The 19,053-nt window shown below is 67.8% G+C and carries 19 protein-coding genes and 2 tRNA genes; 14 read left to right on the top strand and 7 right to left on the bottom strand.

Translation table 11 applies throughout. The features are described from left to right. Nucleotides 1-22: 22 nt before the first annotated feature. Nucleotides 23-114, bottom strand: a tRNA-Ser gene (locus ACOJVU_RS03095). 89 nt (nucleotides 115-203) lie between these two features. Between ACOJVU_RS03095 and hisC the strand changes: the two genes are divergently transcribed. Together hisC and ACOJVU_RS03085 are read left to right on the top strand one after the other, a co-directional pair. Further along, nucleotides 204-1,286 (top strand): histidinol-phosphate transaminase, encoded by a 1,083-nt coding sequence (gene hisC / locus ACOJVU_RS03090; RefSeq protein ID WP_421528430.1) that lies wholly within the window; start codon nucleotides 204-206, stop codon nucleotides 1,284-1,286. Between the two features lie 9 nt (nucleotides 1,287-1,295). Next, on the top strand, nucleotides 1,296-1,769 hold the full coding sequence (locus tag ACOJVU_RS03085; RefSeq protein ID WP_421528429.1) for a DUF4334 domain-containing protein: 474 nt from the start codon (nucleotides 1,296-1,298) through the stop codon (nucleotides 1,767-1,769). A gap of 85 nt (nucleotides 1,770-1,854) precedes the next feature. Here ACOJVU_RS03085 and ACOJVU_RS03080 read toward each other — a convergent pair whose 3' ends face one another. Then, on the bottom strand, nucleotides 1,855-2,454 hold the full coding sequence (locus tag ACOJVU_RS03080) for a TIGR03086 family metal-binding protein (protein WP_421528428.1): 600 nt from the start codon (nucleotides 2,452-2,454) through the stop codon (nucleotides 1,855-1,857). A gap of 23 nt (nucleotides 2,455-2,477) precedes the next feature. Here ACOJVU_RS03080 and ACOJVU_RS03075 point away from each other — a divergent pair, with 23 nt between their 5' ends. Together ACOJVU_RS03075 and lipE are read left to right on the top strand one after the other, a co-directional pair. Next, on the top strand, nucleotides 2,478-3,311 hold the full coding sequence (locus ACOJVU_RS03075) for a crotonase/enoyl-CoA hydratase family protein (protein ID WP_421528427.1): 834 nt from the start codon (nucleotides 2,478-2,480) through the stop codon (nucleotides 3,309-3,311). Nucleotides 3,312-3,330: 19 nt separating this feature from the next. Further along, nucleotides 3,331-4,569 carry a lipase LipE gene (gene lipE / locus ACOJVU_RS03070; RefSeq protein ID WP_421528426.1) on the top strand — a complete coding sequence of 413 codons (1,239 nt, stop codon included), beginning with the start codon at nucleotides 3,331-3,333 and terminating at the stop codon, nucleotides 4,567-4,569. A gap of 67 nt (nucleotides 4,570-4,636) precedes the next feature. On the opposite strand, the gene ACOJVU_RS03065 is transcribed toward lipE, so the two are convergent. After that, a tRNA-Ser gene (locus ACOJVU_RS03065) sits at nucleotides 4,637-4,723 on the bottom strand. Nucleotides 4,724-4,759: 36 nt separating this feature from the next. Between ACOJVU_RS03065 and ACOJVU_RS03060 the strand changes: the two genes are divergently transcribed. Next, a complete protein-coding gene (locus tag ACOJVU_RS03060; protein WP_421528425.1) occupies nucleotides 4,760-5,731 on the top strand; it encodes an NAD(P)H-quinone oxidoreductase in 972 nt (323 codons plus the stop codon). A 78-nt stretch (nucleotides 5,732-5,809) separates the two neighbouring features. Here the strand turns inward: ACOJVU_RS03060 and ACOJVU_RS03055 are convergent, their stop codons facing one another. Beyond that, nucleotides 5,810-7,006, bottom strand: coding sequence for a cysteine desulfurase-like protein (locus ACOJVU_RS03055; RefSeq protein WP_421528424.1), 1,197 nt, complete (start codon nucleotides 7,004-7,006; stop codon nucleotides 5,810-5,812). Nucleotides 7,007-7,122: 116 nt separating this feature from the next. Here ACOJVU_RS03055 and ACOJVU_RS03050 point away from each other — a divergent pair, with 116 nt between their 5' ends. Genes ACOJVU_RS03050 through ACOJVU_RS03020 form a run of 7 tightly spaced genes read left to right on the top strand, consistent with a single transcriptional unit; the run spans nucleotide 7,123 to nucleotide 12,875 of the window. Next, nucleotides 7,123-9,108: a DUF6541 family protein gene (locus tag ACOJVU_RS03050; protein ID WP_421528423.1), complete on the top strand. Its 1,986-nt coding sequence runs from the start codon at nucleotides 7,123-7,125 to the stop codon at nucleotides 9,106-9,108. Then, nucleotides 9,075-9,638, top strand: a complete 564-nt coding sequence (locus ACOJVU_RS03045) for a bacterial proteasome activator family protein (protein WP_421528422.1) — start codon at nucleotides 9,075-9,077, stop codon at nucleotides 9,636-9,638. Before ACOJVU_RS03050 ends, ACOJVU_RS03045 begins: the two co-directional genes overlap by 34 nt. A 21-nt stretch (nucleotides 9,639-9,659) precedes the next feature. Next, nucleotides 9,660-10,463: an ABC transporter ATP-binding protein gene (locus tag ACOJVU_RS03040; RefSeq protein WP_421528421.1), complete on the top strand. Its 804-nt coding sequence runs from the start codon at nucleotides 9,660-9,662 to the stop codon at nucleotides 10,461-10,463. Then, entirely contained in the window at nucleotides 10,460-11,386 is a 927-nt protein-coding gene (locus ACOJVU_RS03035) for a glycosyltransferase (protein WP_421528420.1), read from the top strand. Before ACOJVU_RS03040 ends, ACOJVU_RS03035 begins: the two co-directional genes overlap by 4 nt. After that, nucleotides 11,383-12,213, top strand: coding sequence for an ABC transporter permease (locus ACOJVU_RS03030; protein ID WP_421528419.1), 831 nt, complete (start codon nucleotides 11,383-11,385; stop codon nucleotides 12,211-12,213). Before ACOJVU_RS03035 ends, ACOJVU_RS03030 begins: the two co-directional genes overlap by 4 nt. A 40-nt stretch (nucleotides 12,214-12,253) precedes the next feature. Then, complete coding sequence (locus tag ACOJVU_RS03025; protein WP_421528418.1) at nucleotides 12,254-12,607, top strand: DUF2202 domain-containing protein; 354 nt, start codon at nucleotides 12,254-12,256, stop codon at nucleotides 12,605-12,607. Continuing rightward, nucleotides 12,555-12,875: a DUF2202 domain-containing protein gene (locus ACOJVU_RS03020; protein WP_421528431.1), complete on the top strand. Its 321-nt coding sequence runs from the start codon at nucleotides 12,555-12,557 to the stop codon at nucleotides 12,873-12,875. Before ACOJVU_RS03025 ends, ACOJVU_RS03020 begins: the two co-directional genes overlap by 53 nt. A 92-nt stretch (nucleotides 12,876-12,967) precedes the next feature. Here ACOJVU_RS03020 and ACOJVU_RS03015 read toward each other — a convergent pair whose 3' ends face one another. From ACOJVU_RS03015 to ACOJVU_RS03005, 3 genes are all read right to left on the bottom strand, one after another. Further along, nucleotides 12,968-14,731, bottom strand: coding sequence for an oleate hydratase (locus ACOJVU_RS03015; RefSeq protein WP_421528417.1), 1,764 nt, complete (start codon nucleotides 14,729-14,731; stop codon nucleotides 12,968-12,970). A gap of 20 nt (nucleotides 14,732-14,751) precedes the next feature. After that, nucleotides 14,752-15,609 (bottom strand): 3-hydroxyacyl-CoA dehydrogenase, encoded by an 858-nt coding sequence (locus ACOJVU_RS03010; RefSeq protein WP_421528416.1) that lies wholly within the window; start codon nucleotides 15,607-15,609, stop codon nucleotides 14,752-14,754. 191 nt (nucleotides 15,610-15,800) lie between these two features. Next, on the bottom strand, nucleotides 15,801-17,291 hold the full coding sequence (locus tag ACOJVU_RS03005) for a YeeE/YedE thiosulfate transporter family protein (protein ID WP_421528415.1): 1,491 nt from the start codon (nucleotides 17,289-17,291) through the stop codon (nucleotides 15,801-15,803). Nucleotides 17,292-17,438: 147 nt separating this feature from the next. On the opposite strand from ACOJVU_RS03005, the gene ACOJVU_RS03000 reads away from it, so the two are divergent. Together ACOJVU_RS03000 and ACOJVU_RS02995 are read left to right on the top strand one after the other, a co-directional pair. Beyond that, entirely contained in the window at nucleotides 17,439-17,585 is a 147-nt protein-coding gene (locus tag ACOJVU_RS03000) for a YgaP-like transmembrane domain (protein WP_421528414.1), read from the top strand. Nucleotides 17,586-17,598: 13 nt separating this feature from the next. Further along, entirely contained in the window at nucleotides 17,599-18,507 is a 909-nt protein-coding gene (locus ACOJVU_RS02995) for a sulfite exporter TauE/SafE family protein (RefSeq protein WP_421528413.1), read from the top strand. The last annotated feature ends 546 nt before the right edge of the window (nucleotides 18,508-19,053 follow it).

Raw genomic sequence — 19,053 nt, 5'->3', positions numbered from 1 at the left:
TGTGTTCAGTTGTGTGTGCTCCTGGCGGAGGCGAGAGGATTTGAACCTCCGGTCCCCTTTGAGGGGGACAACTCATTAGCAGTGAGCCCCATTCGGCCGCTCTGGCACGCCTCCATCGAACTTTCTGAGGGTACCCGACCCCTTTCCGGTCTCGCGGAACCGCCGGAGGGATAGCGTACACAGCCGCGACATATGCTGTCGAAGTGACCGCCCGCCTGCGCCCCGAGCTGCTCGGGCTTCCGGTCTACGTGCCCGGCAAGACGGTGCCGGGGTCGATCAAGCTGGCCAGCAACGAGACGGTGTTCGGGCCGCTGCCCAGCGTGCGCGCGGCCATCGAGCGGGCCGCCGACAGTATCAACCGGTATCCCGACAACGCCTGCGTCGCGCTGAAGGCGACGCTGGCGCAGCATCTGGGCCCCGGCTTCGGCCCCGAACAGGTCGCGGTCGGCTGTGGCTCGGTCAGCCTGTGCCAGCAGCTCGTTCAGATCACCGCAGCGGCCGGCGACGAGGTGGTGATGGGCTGGCACAGCTTCGAGCTTTACCCACCGCTGGTCCAGGTCTCGGGTGCGACGTCGGTCAAAGTGCCGTTGACCGACCACACCTACGACCTCGACGCGATGCTGGCCGCGATCACCGAACGCACCCGACTGATCTTCGTCTGCAACCCCAACAATCCGACGTCCACGGTGGTCGAGCCCGACGCGCTGGCACGGTTCGTCGAGGCCGTGCCGCCCCACATCCTGATCGTCATCGACGAGGCCTACGTCGAATACATCCGCGACGGCATGGTCCCGGACAGCCTGGGACTGGCCCGCAGCCGCAGCAATGTCGTTGTGCTGCGGACCTTTTCGAAGGCCTACGGGCTGGCGGGCCTGAGGGTGGGCTATGCGGTGGGCCGGCCGGAGCTGATCACCGCGCTGGACCAGGTGTTCGTGCCCTTTTCGGTGACGAGCGTCTCGCAGGCCGCCGCGATCGCCGCGCTGGACGCCGCCGACGAACTGCTGGCCCGCACCGACGCGGTCGTCGCCGAGCGCACGCGGGTCGGCACCGGGCTGCGCGACGCCGGATTCACCGTGGCGCCGTCGCAGGCCAACTTCGCCTGGCTGCCGCTGGGTTCTCGCACCAGGGACTTCGTGCAGCAGGCGGCCGCCGCGCGCGTGGTGGTGCGCCCGTTCGCGCCCGACGGCGTGCGGATCACCATCGGGGCGCCCGAGGAAAACGACGCTCTGTTGCGGTTCGCCCGCGACTGGATTGCCCGCACCGCACCCTCCCGCACCGCACCCTGAGGAGAGACCGTGGACCTGGCCCGCAAGAAGTTCACCGAACTCAAGGAACGCGCCGGTGAGATCCCCGACGCCGAGCTCGACGAGTTCTGGGCGACCCTTGAGCCCGCGACCATCGAGCAGATGCTCGGCGAGTGGAAGGGCAGCGAGTTCGTCACCGGTCACAAGATGAACGGCCGGCTAAAGAAGGCCGGCTGGTTCGGCAAGACGTTCACGTCTGCGCGCGACGTGCAGCCGCTGGTCTGCCTGGACGCCGACGGCAACAAGTTCTCCAACGTGGAGATGGGCAAGGGCGAGGCCAGCCTGTGGCGCGAGGAGTTCCGCGGCGAGGTCACCGCCACGATGGTCTATGACGGCCAACCCGTGCACGACCACTTCAAGAAGATCGACGACGACGCGGTGATGGGCATCATGAACGGAAAGGGCGTCCTGGACTTCCAGGACGGGATAGGGCGCTACTACTACTTCTATCTCGAACGAGTGTAGCCCGCAGGACCGCGCGTCGAGTGAGCGTCCACGGCGGCGACACGCCGATGGGGCCGGCCCTCAGCTCACACTCAACGCCCTCGTTTCACACCGGACGCGCTCGGCGGGCCGGGTTGCGGCCGGTGAACGCGACCAACCGTTGCAGCGCGCCGGCCCCCTCGGGCGCCTCGACCGGGTCGTCGAAGCCGGCCACGGCGCGCAGCTCGGGCCTGATGATCCGGTGTCCCAGCTCCAGCACGTACTCGGCCAGCGGTGCGGGGACATCGACGTCACGGCCCACCGCGGTGGCGTAATCCCAGGCGTGGACCAGGAACTCGAGCGACCACGCGGCGCAGGCGTCCCGGGCCGGCATCTCCCCCATGCCGAAAGCCACGCTGCCGTCCAGACCGCGGCGGCGCCAGGCGTCCAGCGCCGGGCGGGCCGCGGTCACGAGCTGCCGCTCCACCGCGTCGGTGTCGTCGCATGGCGGGATCTCGGCCCCCACCATGCCCCCGAGCGCCCTGACGGAGTTCAGCAGATGCCCGGTCAGCTGCCCCACGTCGTAGTCGGAACACGGCGTCTTGCGGGACAGGTCGTCGCCGGCGATCGGGTGCACGACGTGCGCCAGCACCGCCAGGCAGGCCTCGGCGCTTTCCATCTCGTCGATCGGCGGGGAGTCTGGTCCGGGTCGCAGATCATGGGGCATGTGGGCCACGCTACGGTCTCGGCATGGCCCACGAAGCAAGAGCGTACGAATCGGTCGCCGTCGAGATCCAGGACCACGTCGCGCGGGTGACGCTGGTCGGACCCGGCAAAGGCAATGCGATGGGTCCGGCATTCTGGTCGGAGATGCCGGAGCTGTTCGCCGCCCTGGACGCGGACCACGACGTGCGGGCCATCGTGATCACCGGATCCGGCCGCAACTTCAGCTACGGCCTGGATGTGCCCGCGATGGGCGGCACGTTCACCGCGCTGCTCGCCGGTGACGCGCTGGCCCGCCCCCGGGCGGAGTTCCACGCCGAGATCAGGCGCATGCAGAACGCGATCAGCGCCGTCGCCGACTGCCGCACCCCCACCATCGCCGCGGTACAGGGCTGGTGCATCGGCGGCGGCGTCGACCTGATCTCCGCGGTCGACATCCGCTACGCCAGCACCGACGCGAAGTTCTCGGTGCGCGAGGTCAAGCTGGCGATCGTCGCCGACGTCGGCAGCCTGGCCCGGCTGCCGATGATCCTGAGCGACGGCCACCTGCGCGAGCTCGCCCTCACCGGCAAGGACATCGACGCCGCGCGCGCCGAGAAGATCGGCCTGGTCAACGACGTGTTCGAGGACGCCGAGGCCACCCTGGCCGCCGCGCACGCCACCGCGGCCGAGATCGCCGCCAACCCGCCCCTGACCGTGCACGGCGTCAAGGACGTGCTCGACCAGCAACGCATCGCGGCGGTCTCGGAGAGCCTGCGCTACGTCGCCGCCTGGAACGCCGCGTTCCTGCCGTCGAAGGACCTGACCGAGGGCATCTCGGCGACGTTCGAGAAACGCCCGGCCCGGTTCACCGGCGAGTGAGACACGTACCCTCGCTGAGGTGACCACACCCGACGGCAGAATCCGCGTGCCCGAGGACCTGGACTCGGTGACCACGATCAGCGCAGAGGACCACTCTGGGATCGACCAGGCTGCCGTCGAACGCATCTGGCAGGCCACGCGGCACTGGTATGCGGGCGGCATGCACCCGGCGATCCAGGTGTGCCTGCGGCACAACGGGCGGGTGGTGCTCAACCGGGCGATCGGCCACGGGTGGGGCAACGCCCCGACGGATCCACCGGACGCCGAAAAGGTTCCGGTCGGCACGAACACGCCGTTCTGCGTGTACTCGGCGGCCAAGGGCATCGCCGCGACGGTGGTCCACATGCTCGTCGAACGCGGTGCCTTCTCGCTCGACGACCGGGTCTGCCAGTACCTGCCCACCTTCACCCGCCACGGCAAGGATCGCATCACGATCCGGCACGTGATGACCCACAGCGCCGGCCTACCGTTTGCCACCGGGCCGCGGCCGGACGTCACCCGAGCCGACGACCACGACTACGCGTGCGAGAAGCTCGCCGAGCTGCGGCCGCTCTACCGGCCGGGCCTGGTGCACATGTACCACGCGCTGACCTGGGGACCGCTGATCCGCGAGATCGTCTGGCGGGCCACCGGCACGGAGATCCGCGAGATCCTGGCCACCGAGATCCTCGACCCGCTGGGCTTCCGGTGGACCAACTTCGGGGTGGCCAAGCACGACGTGCCGCTGGTCGCGCCGAGCCAGGCGACCGGCCGCCCGGTGCCCCCGGTCCTGGCGAAGATCTTCCGCAAGGCGATCGGCGGGACCGTGCACGAGGTCATCCCCTACACCAACACCCCGATGTTCCTGACGACCATCGTGCCGTCGTCCAACACGATATCGACCGCCGACGAGCTGTCCCGGTTCGCCGAAATCTTGCTCCGCGGCGGCGAACTCGACGGCGTGCGGGTATTGAGCGAGGCCACCCTGCGCGGCGCGGTGGCGCAGTGCCGGCGATTGCGCCCGGACGTGGCGACGGGGCTGATGCCGGCCCGCTGGGGCACCGGGTACATGCTCGGGACGAACCGCTTCGGGCCGTTCGGGCGACGCGCGCCGGCGGCGTTCGGCAACCTGGGCCTGGCCAACATCGCGATGTGGGCCGACCCGCAGCGCGGCCTCGCGGGCGGCGTCATCAGCAGCGGCAAGCCGGGCCGGGATCCCGAGCTGCGCCGCTACACCGCACTGATGGACAGGATCGCCGCCGAGATCCCCGCCGGCTGAGCCCCGGGGGGCGGAGCTTCGGTTGACTGCACGTGAAGAACCCGAGGCATGAACATCTTCTGAACCGCGGTGGCGGAGGGATTTGAACCCCCGGACGGTGTTAGCCGTCTCTCGCTTTCAAGGCGAGTGCATTAGGCCGCTCTGCCACGCCACCGCTGACCAGCGTAACGGGACTAGTAGCGTGGCCGGCATGCGCGCCATCGTCGCCGAAGCCTCCGACCGGCTGTCCTGGCAGGAAGTCCCCGACGTCTCCGCCGGCGCCGGGGAGGTGCTGATCGAGGTCCGCGCCGCCGGGGTCAACCGCGCCGACGTGCTCCAGGCCGCCGGGAAGTACCCACCCCCGCCGGGCGCCAGCGAGACCATCGGCATGGAGGTCTCCGGCGTCGTCGCCGAGATCGGTCCCGGTGTGGCCGAATGGTCTGTGGGACAAGAGGTCTGCGCGCTGCTGGCCGGCGGCGGGTACGCCGAGTACGTCGCCGCCCCCGCCGGGCAGGTGCTGCCGATGCCCGACGGTGTCGACCTGATCGACGCCGCCGGGTTGCCGGAAGTGGCGTGCACCGTGTGGTCGAACGTGGTGATGACCGCCCACCTGCGCGAGGGCCGGCTGTTGTTGGTCCACGGCGGGTCCAGCGGCATCGGGAGCCACGCCATCCAGGTCGCGCGGGCACTGGGCGCCCGGGTGGCCGTCACCGCCGGATCGGCGGACAAGCTCGAGTTCTGCCGCGCGCTGGGCGCCGAGATCCTGATCAACTACCGCGACGAGGACTTCGTCGCCCGGCTGCGCGAGGAGACCGGCGGCGCAGACGTGATCCTCGACATCATGGGCGCGGCCTACCTGGACCGCAACCTCGACGCGCTGGCCACCGACGGGCAACTGGTCGTCATCGGCATGCAGGGCGGGGTCACAGGCGAGCTCAACCTCGGCAAGCTGCTGGTCAAGCGGTTGCGGGTGATCGGCACCACGCTGCGGGGCCGGCCGGTGAGCGGGCCGAACAGCAAGACCGAGATCGTGCGGGCGGTGCGGGAGTCGGTGTGGCCCATGCTTTCCGACGGCCGGGTGCGGCCGGTGATCGGCGCGCGGCTGCCCATCGGGCGGGCCGCTGACGCGCACCGCCGGCTGCTGGACGGCACGGTGACCGGGAAAATCCTGCTGACCGTTTAGGAATTCGCTCGCGAGCGTAACGTGGCTGCGAATTTTGGGCCGGATTCTCTCAATGCCGTTACGTTCGCGGTCGAGCAGTTAGCCCAGGGACGCCAGCGCACGCACCAACTGGTCGACCTCGGCCGTCGTCGAGTAGTGCGCCAGCCCGACGGTGACGGCGCCGCCAATTTCGTTGACGCCCAGGACATCGAGGGCGCGCGAGTTCTCGTCGATGACGGCCAGGATCCCGTTGTCGGTGAGTCGCTGCATCACCCGCTCGGCGGGCACGTCCTGCACGGCGAAGCTGACCACCGGTATCCGCGCCTCGGGCTGGCCGATCAGCATCACCAGCGACAGGGACCGCAGCGACACCATCAGGTAGTCGAAGACGTGGTTCAGGTAGGAAATGGCGGACTGCATGGACAGCGGCAGGCGTTCGCGCCGGGTGCCGCGCGCGGATTCGTCGAGGGCCGCGAGGTACTCGATGCTGGCGACCACCCCGGCCAGCAGACCGAACTGGTGTGCGCCGAGCTCGAGCCGCGCCGGGCCGGCCGCCCGCGGGTTGGTGGAGATCGAGGCGAACGAGTTGATCATTTCGGGATCGCGGAACACCATCGCCCCCACAGGCGGACCGCCCCAGGCGGCGGCGTTCACCGCCATCACGTCGACGTCGGTCTCCTTGGCGTCGAGCAGTCGGTAGGGCGCGGCGGCGGAATGGTCGAGCACCACCAGCCCGCCGACGTCGTGTACCAGTTTGGTCATCGCCCGCAGATCGGTGACCGTGCCCAGCGTCGCCGACGCCGAGGTGACCGCGACGAGCCGGGTGGACTTGCCCACCAGGCTCTCCCACTGCCAGGTCGGCAGCTCACCGGTCTCGATGTCCACCTCGGCCCACTTCACCTTGGCGCCGTAGCGGTGTGCCGCCCGCAGCCACGGGGCGATGTTGGCCTCGTCGTCGAGGCGGCTGACGATCACCTCGTAGCCCAATCCGGCACGCGAGGACGACGCGTCGGCCAGCGCGGACAACAGAATTGCCCGGTCGGCGCCCAGCACGACGCCGGCGGGGTCGGCGCTGAACAGATCGGCAACCGCCGCGCGCGCGGCCTCCAAGACGGCCGCGCTGCGCTGCGCCGACGGATGTGCGCCCGTCATGCTGGGACTGGACCTGCGGAAAGCCGTCGACACCGTGGTGGCGACCGAATCGGGGACCAGCATCCCGGCCGTGGCGTCGAAGTGCACCCACCCGTCACCCAGCGAAGGATGCAATCCGCGCACCCGGGCAACGTCGTAAGCCATGCCAGCCACCTTAGAACTTCCGCCGTCCCGCGAAATTGTGCCGGTAGCGGGTGCCAGACATTCCGGCCAGACAGTGGCATCCCGAGCCACGGCACCCGGGCAGCCATACTAGTCCAGTGGGACTCTGGTTCGGAACGCTGATCGCGCTGTTCCTGCTGATCGCGCCGGGCACGATCGTCGCACGCATCAGTCAGCTGAGCTGGCCGGTCGCCGTCGCGGCCGGCCCGCCGCTGACGTACGGCATGGTCGCGTTGGCGATCATCCCCCTCGGTGCGGTCGGTGTTCCGTGGAACGGCTGGACGGCGCTGGCGACGCTGGCGACGGTGTGCGCGGTGATGACGGGGCTGGCGCTGCTGCTCGCCCGGTACCGGGACACCGAGGCCATCGAACAAGACGAAGCCCGCGGGATCGGCCGTGGGCCGGCGCTGACCGTAGCCGCCGGCGTGCTGCTGGGTGCGCTGCTCATCATGTGGGCGGCCTGGCGCGGCCTCGGCACGCGCTGGCAGACCATCCCCAGCACCTGGGATTCGGTGTGGCACGCCAACACCGTGCGGTTCATCCTCGAGACCGGCCAGGCCTCCTCCACCCACATGGGCGAGCTACGCAACGTCGAGACGCACGCCCTGCTCTACTACCCGTCGGTCTTCCATGCGCTGACCGCGGTGTTCTGTCAGCTCACCGGGGCAGCGCCGACCACCGGCTACACGCTGAACTCGGTGGCCGTCGCGGTCTGGCTGTTCCCGGTCAGCGCGGCGGTGCTCACCTGGCGCCTGCTGCGCTCGCGCACGACGGCGCGGCGCACCGCGGGCGCCGCGGCCACCGCGGCGGTGTTATCGGCGTCGTTCACCGCGGTCCCCTACGTCGAGTTCGACGTCGCCGCGATGCCCAATCTGGCGGCCTACGGCCTCGCTGTCCCGACGATGGTGCTGATCACCTCGACGTTGCGCCACCGCGACCGTATCCCGGCGGGGATCCTGGCGCTGGTCGGCACATTCTCGGTGCACATCACCGGCGGGGTCGTCGTCGCGTTGTTCCTGCTGGCCTGGTGGCTGCTCGACGCGTTGTGGCGCCCGGCGCGCGGACGGGTTGCCGACGCCCTGACACTGGCCGGCATCGTGGTCGCGACCGGCCTGATCATGCTGCCGCAGTTCATCAGCGTCAAGCAGCAGGAAGACATCATCGCCGGGCACTCCTTCCTGACCTACCTGAGTAAGAAACGGGGCCTGTTCGACGCCGTCTTCCAACACTCGCGTCACCTCAACGACTTCCCCGTGCAGTACGGGTTGAGTGCGCTGCTGGCCGTCGGCGGGCTCATCCTGCTGGCCAAGCGAGTCTGGTGGCCGCTGGCTGCGTGGTTGGTGCTGGTCGTGGTCAACGTCGACGCGGGGACCCCCCTGGGCGGTCCGATCGGCACGGTCGCCGGGGCGCTCGGCGAGTTGTTCTACAAGGACCCGCGGCGGGTGGCGGCCGCCACCACGCTACTGCTGCCCCCCATCGCCGGTGTCGCGTTGTTCGCGATCGTGGGGGTTGGCGTGTGGGCGGCCAGGCGCCTGAGCGCGCGGTTCGTGACGCTGCCGCAGCGCGCCTGGGCGGCCGCGACCGCGGTCCTGGTGGCGGTGGCCGGTGTGCTGAGCGCCTGGCACTACTTCCCGCGTCACGCATTCCTGTTCGGCGACAAGTACGACTCGGTGATCGTCGACCGGCGCGACCTCATGGCGATGGCCTACCTGGCCAAACTGCCCGGCGCCCGCGAAACCTTGATCGCCAACGCGAACACCGACGGCACGGCCTGGATGTACGCCGTTGCCGATTTGCACCCGCTGTGGACCCACTACGACTACCCGCAACAGGCGGGGCCGGGCTACCACCGCTTCATCATCTGGGCCTACGCCCGCAACGGGGTTTCCGATCCGCGGGTCGTCGAGGCCGTGCATGCCCTGCACATCCGCTACATCCTGATCAGCACGCCGACGGTTGGCGGATTCGCCGTTCCCGACGGGCTAGTGTCATTGGAGAAATCGCAGTCGTGGGACCTGATCTACGACAACGGCGGGGCCGAAATCTACGAATGGCGCGGGAAGGCCGCGGCGCCCCACGCGTAGCTCCCGAGAAGGATGGTGACCGAGTGAGCACGGGCAACGAGGATGACGGTATCGAGGTCATCGGCGGTGTCGACCCGCGGATCATGGCGGTCGAGGATGACGACTCCGACGGACCCTCGTTGACCGACCTGGTCGAGCAGCCCGCCAAGGTGATGCGCATCGGCACGATGATCAAGCAACTGCTCGAAGAGGTGCGCGTGGCGCCCCTCGACGACGCGAGCCGCAACCGGCTGCGCGAGATCCACGCCACCAGCATCCGGGAACTCGAAGACGGCCTGGCTCCGGAACTGCGCGAGGAACTCGACCGCCTCACGCTGCCTTTCAGCGAGGACGCCACCCCGTCGGACGCCGAATTGCGCATCGCCCAAGCGCAGCTGGTCGGCTGGCTGGAGGGGCTCTTCCACGGCATCCAGACCGCGCTGTTCGCCCAGCAGATGGCCGCCCGCGCACAGTTGGAGCAGATGCGCCAGGGCGCGTTGCCACCGGGCATGGGCAGGTCCGGCCACTCCGGGCACGGCCAATACCTGTAAGAGGGCGCAAAGCAGGTGACGGTGCCCGGTTCCGGTCCTCATATCGAGACGCACAACGCGTGGGTGGAGTTTCCCATCTTCGACGCCAAGTCGCGCTCCCTGAAGAAGGCCTTCCTCGGTAAGGCGGGCGGCACGATCGGACGCAACAACTCCAACGTCGTCGTCATCGAAGCGCTGCGCGACATCACCCTGTCGCTCGAATTGGGCGACCGGGTCGGTCTGGTCGGCCACAACGGGGCGGGCAAATCGACGCTGCTGCGCCTGTTGTCGGGCATCTACGAACCCACCCGCGGCTGGGCGAAGGTCACCGGTCGGGTGGCGCCGGTCTTCGACCTCGGAGTCGGCATGGACCCGGAGATCTCGGGCTACGAGAACATCATCATCCGCGGCCTGTTCCTCGGCCAGACCCGCAGGCAGATGCTGGCCAAGGTCGACGAGATCGCCGAGTTCACCGAGCTCGGCGACTATCTGTCGATGCCGCTGCGCACCTACTCCACCGGGATGCGAGTGCGGCTGGCGATGGGCGTGGTCACCAGCATCGACCCCGAGATCCTGCTGCTCGACGAGGGCATCGGGGCGGTGGACGCCGACTTCATGAAGAAGGCGCAGTCCCGGCTGCAGGGCCTGGTGGAGCGGTCCGGGATCCTCGTCTTCGCCAGCCACTCCAACGAATTCCTCGCCCGGCTGTGCAAGACCGCGATGTGGATCGACCACGGCGTCATCCGGAAGTCCGGCGGGATCGAAGACGTGGTGCGCGCCTACGAGGGCGAGGAGGCGGCCCGCCACGTGCGCGAGGTGCTGGCCGAGAACCGGACCGTGAGATGAGTGAATCCGTCACCGAATCCGTCATCGCTGTCGTGGTCACCCACCGGCGTCCCGTTGAACTCGCTACTTCGCTCGACGCGCTGCGCACCCAGACCCGGCTGCCCGATCACCTGATCGTGGTGGACAACGACGGCGCCGCAGACGCCCGGGTGCGTGATCTTGTTCGGGGGCAGCCGATTCCGAGTACCTACCTGGCTTCGCACCGAAACCTCGGCGGAGCGGGCGGTTTCGCGCTGGGCATGCTGCACGCACTCGCACTGGGTGCCGACTGGGTGTGGCTGGCCGACGACGACGGGCGCCCGCAGGATTCGGGTGTGCTGGCGACCCTGCTGGCCTGTGCCGAGAAATACGGGCTGGCCGAAGTGTCGCCGATGGTGTGCAACTCCGACGACCCGCGGCGCCTGGCGTTCCCGCTGCGGCGTGGCCTGGTGTGGCGCAGGCTGGCCGGCGAACTGCGCACCGAGACGGGCGACGACCTGCTGCGCGGCATCGCGTCGCTGTTCAACGGGGCGCTGTTCCGGGCCGCCACGCTGGAGTCGGTCGGGGTGCCCGACCTGCGGCTGTTCATCCGCGGCGACGAGGTCGAGATGCACCGGCGGCTGGTGCGTTCCGGGCTGCCGTTCGGCACCTGCCTGGACGCCGTCTACCTGCACCCGTGCGGCACCTCCGAATTCCGGCCGATCCTGCGCGGCCGGATGCACACCCAGTACCCCGACGACCCGGGCAAGCGTTTTTTCACCTACCGCAACCGCGGCTACCTGCTGTCGCAGCCGGGGTTGCGCAGGTTGCTGGCACAGGAGTGGGTCCGGTTCGGCTGGTTCTTCCTGGTGACCCGCCGCGACCCCCGGGGGTTTCGGGAATGGATTCGCCTGCGCCGCATGGGGCGCCGCGAGCAGTTCGGTAAACCTGGAGGCACCCTGTGACAGTCCTCGACGCGGCGACACAGTCACGGACGCTTGCCCGCGCGCGCCGCGACCTGGCCGACGGTTTCCGGCGCCACGAGCTGTGGCTGCACCTGGGCTGGCAGGACATCAAGCAACGCTACCGACGCTCGGTGCTGGGCCCGTTCTGGATCACGATCGCGACCGGGACCACCGCCGTCGCAATGGGCGGCCTGTACTCGAAGCTGTTCCACCTCGAGCTGTCGGTGCACCTGCCCTACGTGACGCTGGGCCTGATCATCTGGAACCTGATCAACGCCGCGATCCTGGAGGGCTCCGATGTGTTCGTCGCCAACGAGGGACTGATCAAACAGTTGCCGACCCCGCTGTCCGTTCACGTCTACCGGCTCGTGTGGAGGCAGATGATCTTGTTCGCGCACAACATCGTCATTTATCTCGTCGTGGCGATCGTCTTCCCCAAGCCGTGGTCGTGGGCCGACCTGTCGGTGATCCCGGCGCTGGGCCTGATCGTGCTCAACTGCATCTGGGTATCGCTGTGTTTCGGCATACTGGCGACCCGCTACCGCGACATCGGCCCGCTGCTGTTCTCGGTCGTGCAGCTGCTGTTCTTCATGACCCCGATCATCTGGAACGACGACACCCTGCGCCAGCAGGGCGCCGGGCGCTGGGCGAGCATCGTCGAGCTCAACCCGCTGCTGCACTATCTCGACATCGTCCGGGCCCCGCTGCTGGGCGCCCACCAGGAGCTGCGGCACTGGGTGGTGGTGCTGGCGCTGACCGTCGTCGGCTGGCTGCTGGCCGCCTTCGCGATGCGCCAATACCGCGCCCGAGTGCCATATTGGGTCTGAGCCCGGGGCGAGGGATTGCCGAAATGGACGGAGTTATCGGATGAATCGCGACGACACCTCGAAACCGGCGGCCGCTGGCCCGTTGTCCGACCACGAGCGGGCAGACCTGGTCTTGATGCGGGAGGAGGAACGGCTGGCGCGTGATCTGTACCGGCGGTTCCACCAGGCGTGGGATGTGCCGATCTTTGCCAACATTGCCGCCAGCGAGCAGCGTCACTACGACGCGATCGGGCGACTGCTCAAGCGCTACAACGTCCCCGACCCGTCGGCCGGGAAGCCGCCCGGCGTCTACGCCGACACGGAACTCCAGGGACGCCTACGACGGGTGGCTCGCCCGGGGACTGTCCTCGGCCCAAGGGGCCTACGAGGTCGGTGTCGAACTCGAGACCGGTGACATCGCCGATCTGTCCCTGGCCTTGGAGGCCTTGGAGGCCTTGGAGGCCTTGGAAAGCAGCGACGAGGCAGCCATCCATCGGGTCTACGAGAACTTGCGTAACGCTTCCGACAACCATCTGCGGGCGTTCGAAGCGGCGATATCGGGACGGCCCCTGGGCGGCGGCCGTCGTTGGCGCAGGCGCGGCGGTGCACAGGGCGGGGGTGGTTGCGGCGGCGGTCGCGGTGGTCATGGCCCTCGTGGTGGGCGCGGACGACGCGACAGTTGAGTCGGTCGGCACTGCCCTTCGGCGTCACCGGGCGCGGAAGCGTCCTCGACGCCAGACTCGGCGATGTCGCCGGCTTTGGCGCGACGCGTTGGTCAGCCTTTGATCAGCCCGTATTCGACGAGTAGTTCGCCGATTTCGTTGTCGGTCATCTTGTTGACGAGGCGTCGACGCAGGATTTCCGGGATGGGGATGTCGATCTCCTTGCCGTCGCGCAGGTGCACGGCGGCGGCCAACAACTTGCGGATGTCGTAGGTCGAGTCGAAAACCTCCGGCACACCGCGGTCCACACCGAGCAGCCGATAGGCGGCCTCCATGCCGGTGCGCACCGAGTATTCGGTGGTGAAGATGCAGTCGCGGGTGGTTTCGGCGAACTGGCCGATGAACGCGAAGTTCACGGCCCCCTCGGGAACCACATCAGGCCGGTCACCTGAGGCGCGTGGCATGAAGAATGCGGTGACATAGGGCATCATCACCGGAACCGTCTTGGCGCCGCCTGCCGCCAGTTCGGGAATCTCGTCCCCGGGGACGCCCAGGTGATAGAGCCATTCCCGGGTGATCTCCTCACCGGTGCAGTCCTGCATCGGCTTGTCGACGTAGTCACCCGGGACGTCGACGAACAGTGCATACAGCCATACCACGATCTGCTCGGGTGGCTGCTGCTTGAAGTGGGGCTGACGGTTGACCGTCCAGCTCAGCAGCCAACTCGAGTCTCGCGCGGTCACGATGCCGCCGGTGACGACCTTGCCGCTGAACGGATCCCGCTTGCAGATCTTCTGAATGTAGTGCGGGATACGCCGATCCAGTGTGGTGACGGTGGCCGATTCCCACTTGGTTTCCGGGATGTGGGCACCGAACACGTCGGGGTGGCCGAAGCAGGGATCTTTGGCCGCGATGCGCCGCCACAGCTCCCAGGCCGGCGCCGGTCCGGTGTTGAGCGTTGCGGGGGTGTGATGGTCGCCGTTGTCGGAGTTTTCGGTCAGCGAGCCGATCGTGGTCAGCACCAGATCGTCGGGCCCGAGGTCGACACCGCCGGACACGCCGTCACGTATCCAGTGAATTCTGTTGGCCTGCTTACGATCTTCGCTGATGTCGAATTCTATGTCGGTGACCTCGGTGTCGAAGTGAAACGTCACACCCTGCTCCAGCAGCCACCGGTAAAGCGGGAGCACCAGCGATTCGTACTGATTGTATTTGGTGAATTTCAGCGTCGACAGGTCGGGCAGTCCGCCGATGTGGTGGATGAACCGGTGCAGATAGAGCTTCATCTCCAGCGCGCTGTGCCACTCCTCGAACGCGAACATCGTGCGCCAGTAGAGCCAGAAGTTGCTGTCGAGGAAGTCGCGACCGAACACCTCGTTGATGCGTTTGTTCTCCATCTCCGCGCGTGAAGCGAGGAAGACTTTGACGATGTCCTTCTGCGCCTTGGCGTTCAACGCGAACAAACCGTCGGTGTGCGCATCCTGGCCGCGGTTGACGGTGGCGCGGCACAGGCTGTAGTTGGGGTCGTCCTTGTTGAGCCAGTAGAACTCGTCGAGCACGCTCGCGCCCTCGACCTCGATCGACGGTATGGACCGAAACAGGTCCCACAGGCATTCGAAGTGATCCTCCATCTCGCGGCCCCCGCGAATGACGAAGCCCCGCTTGGGTTCTTTGATGCCGTCGAGTGCCCCGCCGGGCAGTGCGAGCCGTTCCAGGATGGTGATCCTGGCGCCGGGCAGCCCGCCGTCGCGGATCATGAACGCAGCCGCCGACATCGACGCCAGGCCGGCACCGACCAGCCAGGCGGTCTTGTTCTCGACGCCCTCGGGTTTGCGGGGGCGGGCAAAGGCCTCATAGTTACCGCTGCTGTAGTACACGACGTTTCCCCTCCGGCCGATCACTGATAGGTGTAGAAGCCCTCGCCCGTGGCGAGACCGAGCTTGCCCTTGTCGATGTAGTTCTCTTTGAGCCAGGCCGCGATCTTCTGGGATTCGGCGTCCCCGTGAACCATGATGTTGTACGGGGTGGTGAGGCCGATGATGTCGAGAATCTGCAAAGGGCCCAGCGGCGCACCGGTGGCGATACGCCAGGTGCGGTCGATGTCCGACGGATCGGCGTAGCCGCCGAAGACGAGTTCGGCAGCGGCGTTCAGAAACGGCACCAGCAGCGAGTTGAGAACGTACCCCGCTTTCTCCTTGTGCAATGCGATGGGCACCATCCCGATGGCTTCGGCGAAGTCGACCACCGCCGCAAAGATTTCAGGGCCGGTGTCGGCGGTACCCATGATTTCGGCGGTGTTGAACTGCCAGACCCGGTTGGCGAAGTGCAAGGCCAGGAATCGGTCGGGCCGGCCCGTGGCATCTTTGAGATCACTGGGCAGCAGCGTCGAGGAGTTGGTGGCAAAGATCGTCTTCGGTGGTGCCAGCGCGGCGATCTTCCGATAGATCTCCCGTTTCAGTGCGAGGACTTCGGGAACTGCCTCGATGACCAGGTCGGCATGTTTTACGGCTTCGCTGAGATCTGAGGTCAGGGTGATCCGCTTCAGCGCCGCGGCCGCCGCTCCGTCCTTGGCGTCGGGAACCTCCTTGCCATAGGTTTGCACCAGGTGGTCATACCGTTGTCTGGCGGCGTCCAGCGCGGCGTCGTCGATGTCGTAGGAGACGACGCTGAACCCCTTGAACGCCGACTGGAAGGCGATCTGGGAGCCCAAAACGCCGGCGCCCAGGACTGTGACGTGGTGGATACCGCTATTCATGAGTCGCTCCGTTCGTCCGTCACGCTGCTTCCCGACATCGCTTCGACATTACGCTCGACAGCGAGCCAAACATCTCGGGTGGGGCTGTTCCTAGGGTCCAAAGGCCCAAGCCGACGGCGACGCCGATCACAACGACTGTTTTCGCGGAAAATGTTCGGGCCCAACAAGACCCGTGGAATCGACCGGCTGGTTCAACGCTGCTCCGTCTTCGTACCGTGCCACCGTGTGGTTGGCCCACCACGACAGGCGAAGGTTACCGCGATCACCAGCAGCACCGGGATCACCGCGGGGATCAGCACGTCGGAGAGCGTCAACAGCCCCTCGTTTCGCCCGCCGGTCAGGTCCGCACCCAGGGCGGTCATGACGGCGAAGCCAGTGAGCACGACGCCCACCAGCACCCGAGCGCTGACTCTCCTCGCCTCACGTCGCCGCACCGGTTGGGGACCCGAGCCGGCCGGAGCGGTGAGCCAGCTCGCGTCGCGATAGACCAGCCGGGCCGTCGCCACCATCGCGGTCACCGTCGCCGCGGTGAACAGCCACCCACTCAACGCCAGTTGGATCCCCCCGCTGAGCATGTGGCCGCTGGTGCATCCGCCGGCCATCCTGGCACCGAAGAGCACCAGAAACGAACCGCCGAAGCAGCCGATGGCGCGCCTGGCCGGGCTTGGGCCGAACCGGTTACGCCAGGAGGGCGGCACGACCGGACGGAAGGCGGTGAAGCGCCGGCTGATGAACAGGGCGCAGATGAACCCGCCGAAAAAGACGCCGACATCGGTGAACGGCTCCCATCCGATGTTGCTGAAAACCATTGCGCTGTAAGCGAAATGGGGCAAAAACAAGTGCCCGACAAGCCAGGAATACGTCGTGGACTGCCCGAAGATCTGATGCAGGAAGATCGCCAGGACCGTGATTGTGGCGATGGCGAACCCGACGGTGCCGATGGTTCGCGCGTAGAAGTTGGCGCTGGGGACCTCGCGCGACATCAGGCGCTGATACCAGTTCGGGGTGGGTGCCCCCGTCGCGTCGACCGCTCCTTCGGCAAGGTATTGCGCGGTGTCGCGCATGAGCACCAGGTCGTGCTCGTCGAGCGGGCAGCGCGCCAGGTGCCGAAAACAGCTGTGCGTGCCACCCCGATACCGGGGCAGGAAGTCCAGCAGCGTCAAGGCCGCTCCTGCGTAGCCGAGGGCCACGACGAACGTCGGCAGCGGACGGATGTGAGCGATGTTGCCGGTGACCACCAGATCCCCGAAGTTGGCCGCGCTGACCAGCCAGCGCCCGGCGGGTGTCTCATAGAGCGCTGTCCACGCTGCCGCGCCCAACAAGCCGCCCGGGATCGCGTACAGCACGTCGCGGCGGCCTTCGCCGAGGGCGATCCACTCGCTGCCGGGGAAATAGCCGCTGATGGCCACGCCCACACCGAAGAGCAATCCCCCCAAGGTCACTCCGTAGACATAGAGCGGCTTGGGGGAGAAATGCATCGCAAACCCCAGCGCGTAGAGGCCGTAGAGCATGAGCGCGCCGACCGCTGTGACGAACGCAAAACAACCGATGAGCAGCCGGTCGACGAGCCTGGCCGCCCGGATGACGGTCTCGGGGTTGCCGATTCCCCACAGGGCCGCGGGAATACCGAACGCGGCGCCGATGAGTAACCCCACCCAAAGCGGAGCGGTCACGTCCACCATGCCGATCCATTGTGCGCCACGTCGGGAACGCAGACGACGCCGGCGTACCGAACCGGGCGGAGCCGGCGACCGCGAAGGCCGCTCGAGAACGGCTAATGTGGTGGGATGAAACGCCGTCCGGATCTGCTCCAGCGTGGAATGTGCGGGATGCTTAGGCCGCAAGGGGGGATGATCCTGACCGGTTTCGTGGGAGTCAATCTGCTGCTCGACACGGCCATGGGGTGGTGCCCGACGAGCCTGCTGCTGCATCGGGCGGGCGTTCCGGCGGCGGCCGAACGCCCGTCCGGCGCATAGTTCGGAGCCACTGGTGGGCGTCGCTGTCGCGATGACGCTGAGTGCCACCCGCGTCGCCGCATCGGTGCCGTTGGGTTTTGTGATCGGGTTGTCGCTGGGTGCGCTGGGCGGCGGCGGATCGATCCTGGCGGTACCGGCACTGGTCTACGGCGCGGGCGAGACCCCGCACGCGGCGACAACGACGTCGCTCATCGTGGTTGGGGTATCCGCCATGGTGGGAACGGTGCGCCAGCTGAGAGCCGGGCGGGTGCGACTCGTCTGGGGCCTGACATTCGGGCTCGTCGGCATCGGCGGATCGTTTCTGGGCTCGGCGAGCAGTCGGGCGATACCCGATAACGTGCTGCTCCTGGCCTTCTCGGGCTTGATCGTGGTGGTCGCGTGGCGCTTGCGTGGCCGCCCGGGGGAGACGCCGCGCCGTGCCGAGCAGCACACTGCGGCCGCGATCACTTCCGGGCCGGAACTTCCAGCTCCGGCGAAAACGCCTGACCATGCGCGAACCGCGATAGGCACCGCCGTACGGGTGGTGATCGCGGGAACCGTAGTGGGATTCCTCACCGGGTTTTTCGGTGTGGGCGGCGGTTTCGTCGTCGTGCCCGCTCTGGTCCTGACGCTGGGCTACGAGATGCCGGTCGCGGTCGGCACCTCCCTGCTGGTGATCACCATCAGCTCGGCCGAAGGGCTGCTGTTTCGACTCTCCGACAGCGACATCGATTGGGCGGTGGCGATTCCGTTCACCGCGGCGGCGATCGTGGGCGTGCTCCTCGGGGACAGGGTCGCCGCCACAGTGCCGGCGGCGCGGCTCACGACGTGGTTCGTCTGGCTGATGCTCGCGGTCGCCCTCTACACGGCAGCCGAATCGGTGCTGGCGTCGGTGCCACGGACGGCGCACTCGCTCGCCGAGACCAGTTGCAGCGGCACCTGACCGGCCCCGTGCTCCGGGGCCATGCGATACGAGTTGTTGCAGTGCGCTCTGCGCGTTCGCGGTTGCCGGGGCGCCGGGGGGGTGGGCGGGCGCGGCGGACTGGCCGGCGAGCCCGGCCGGGTTGGTGGTATGCGGAGGGGGGGTAAACGGCGCCGATATCGACGCGGCGCACGACGCCTGCGCACAGCCATACATGGCGGTGGCGTCTTGGGCCAACATTTCGGCGTATCGACACCGCCGACGGACCCGCCCACGACCAGTCGGCCAACCCCGACACCATGGAATCACTTGATGCTGCAGTGGAATACAGCTCGGCTGCGGCCAAATTGTGGCTCAACGACGGCTACTGAACGGATACCGATGCATACAACAACCGTCCGCACTGCGCCCCGTCCACTCAGCTGCCAAAGCTCCCCCGGCAAAGCGCCTCGAAGTCTCTACTTCACCCTGGGCGACTAGTGGTCTCGCCCGTAAGTTCGTCGGGGGTTGTTACCAGACGCCGCGGGTGCCGAGTCTGCGCTGGCGGCGTCGAGACTGTGCTCAGCG

The sequence above is a fragment of the Mycobacterium sp. THU-M104 genome, from assembly GCF_049197365.1.
In the GTDB taxonomy this organism is placed as follows: Bacteria; Actinomycetota; Actinomycetes; order Mycobacteriales; family Mycobacteriaceae; genus Mycobacterium.
Note: the sequence above shows the minus strand (reverse complement) of the source record. Positions and strands in the feature narration are given on the sequence as shown.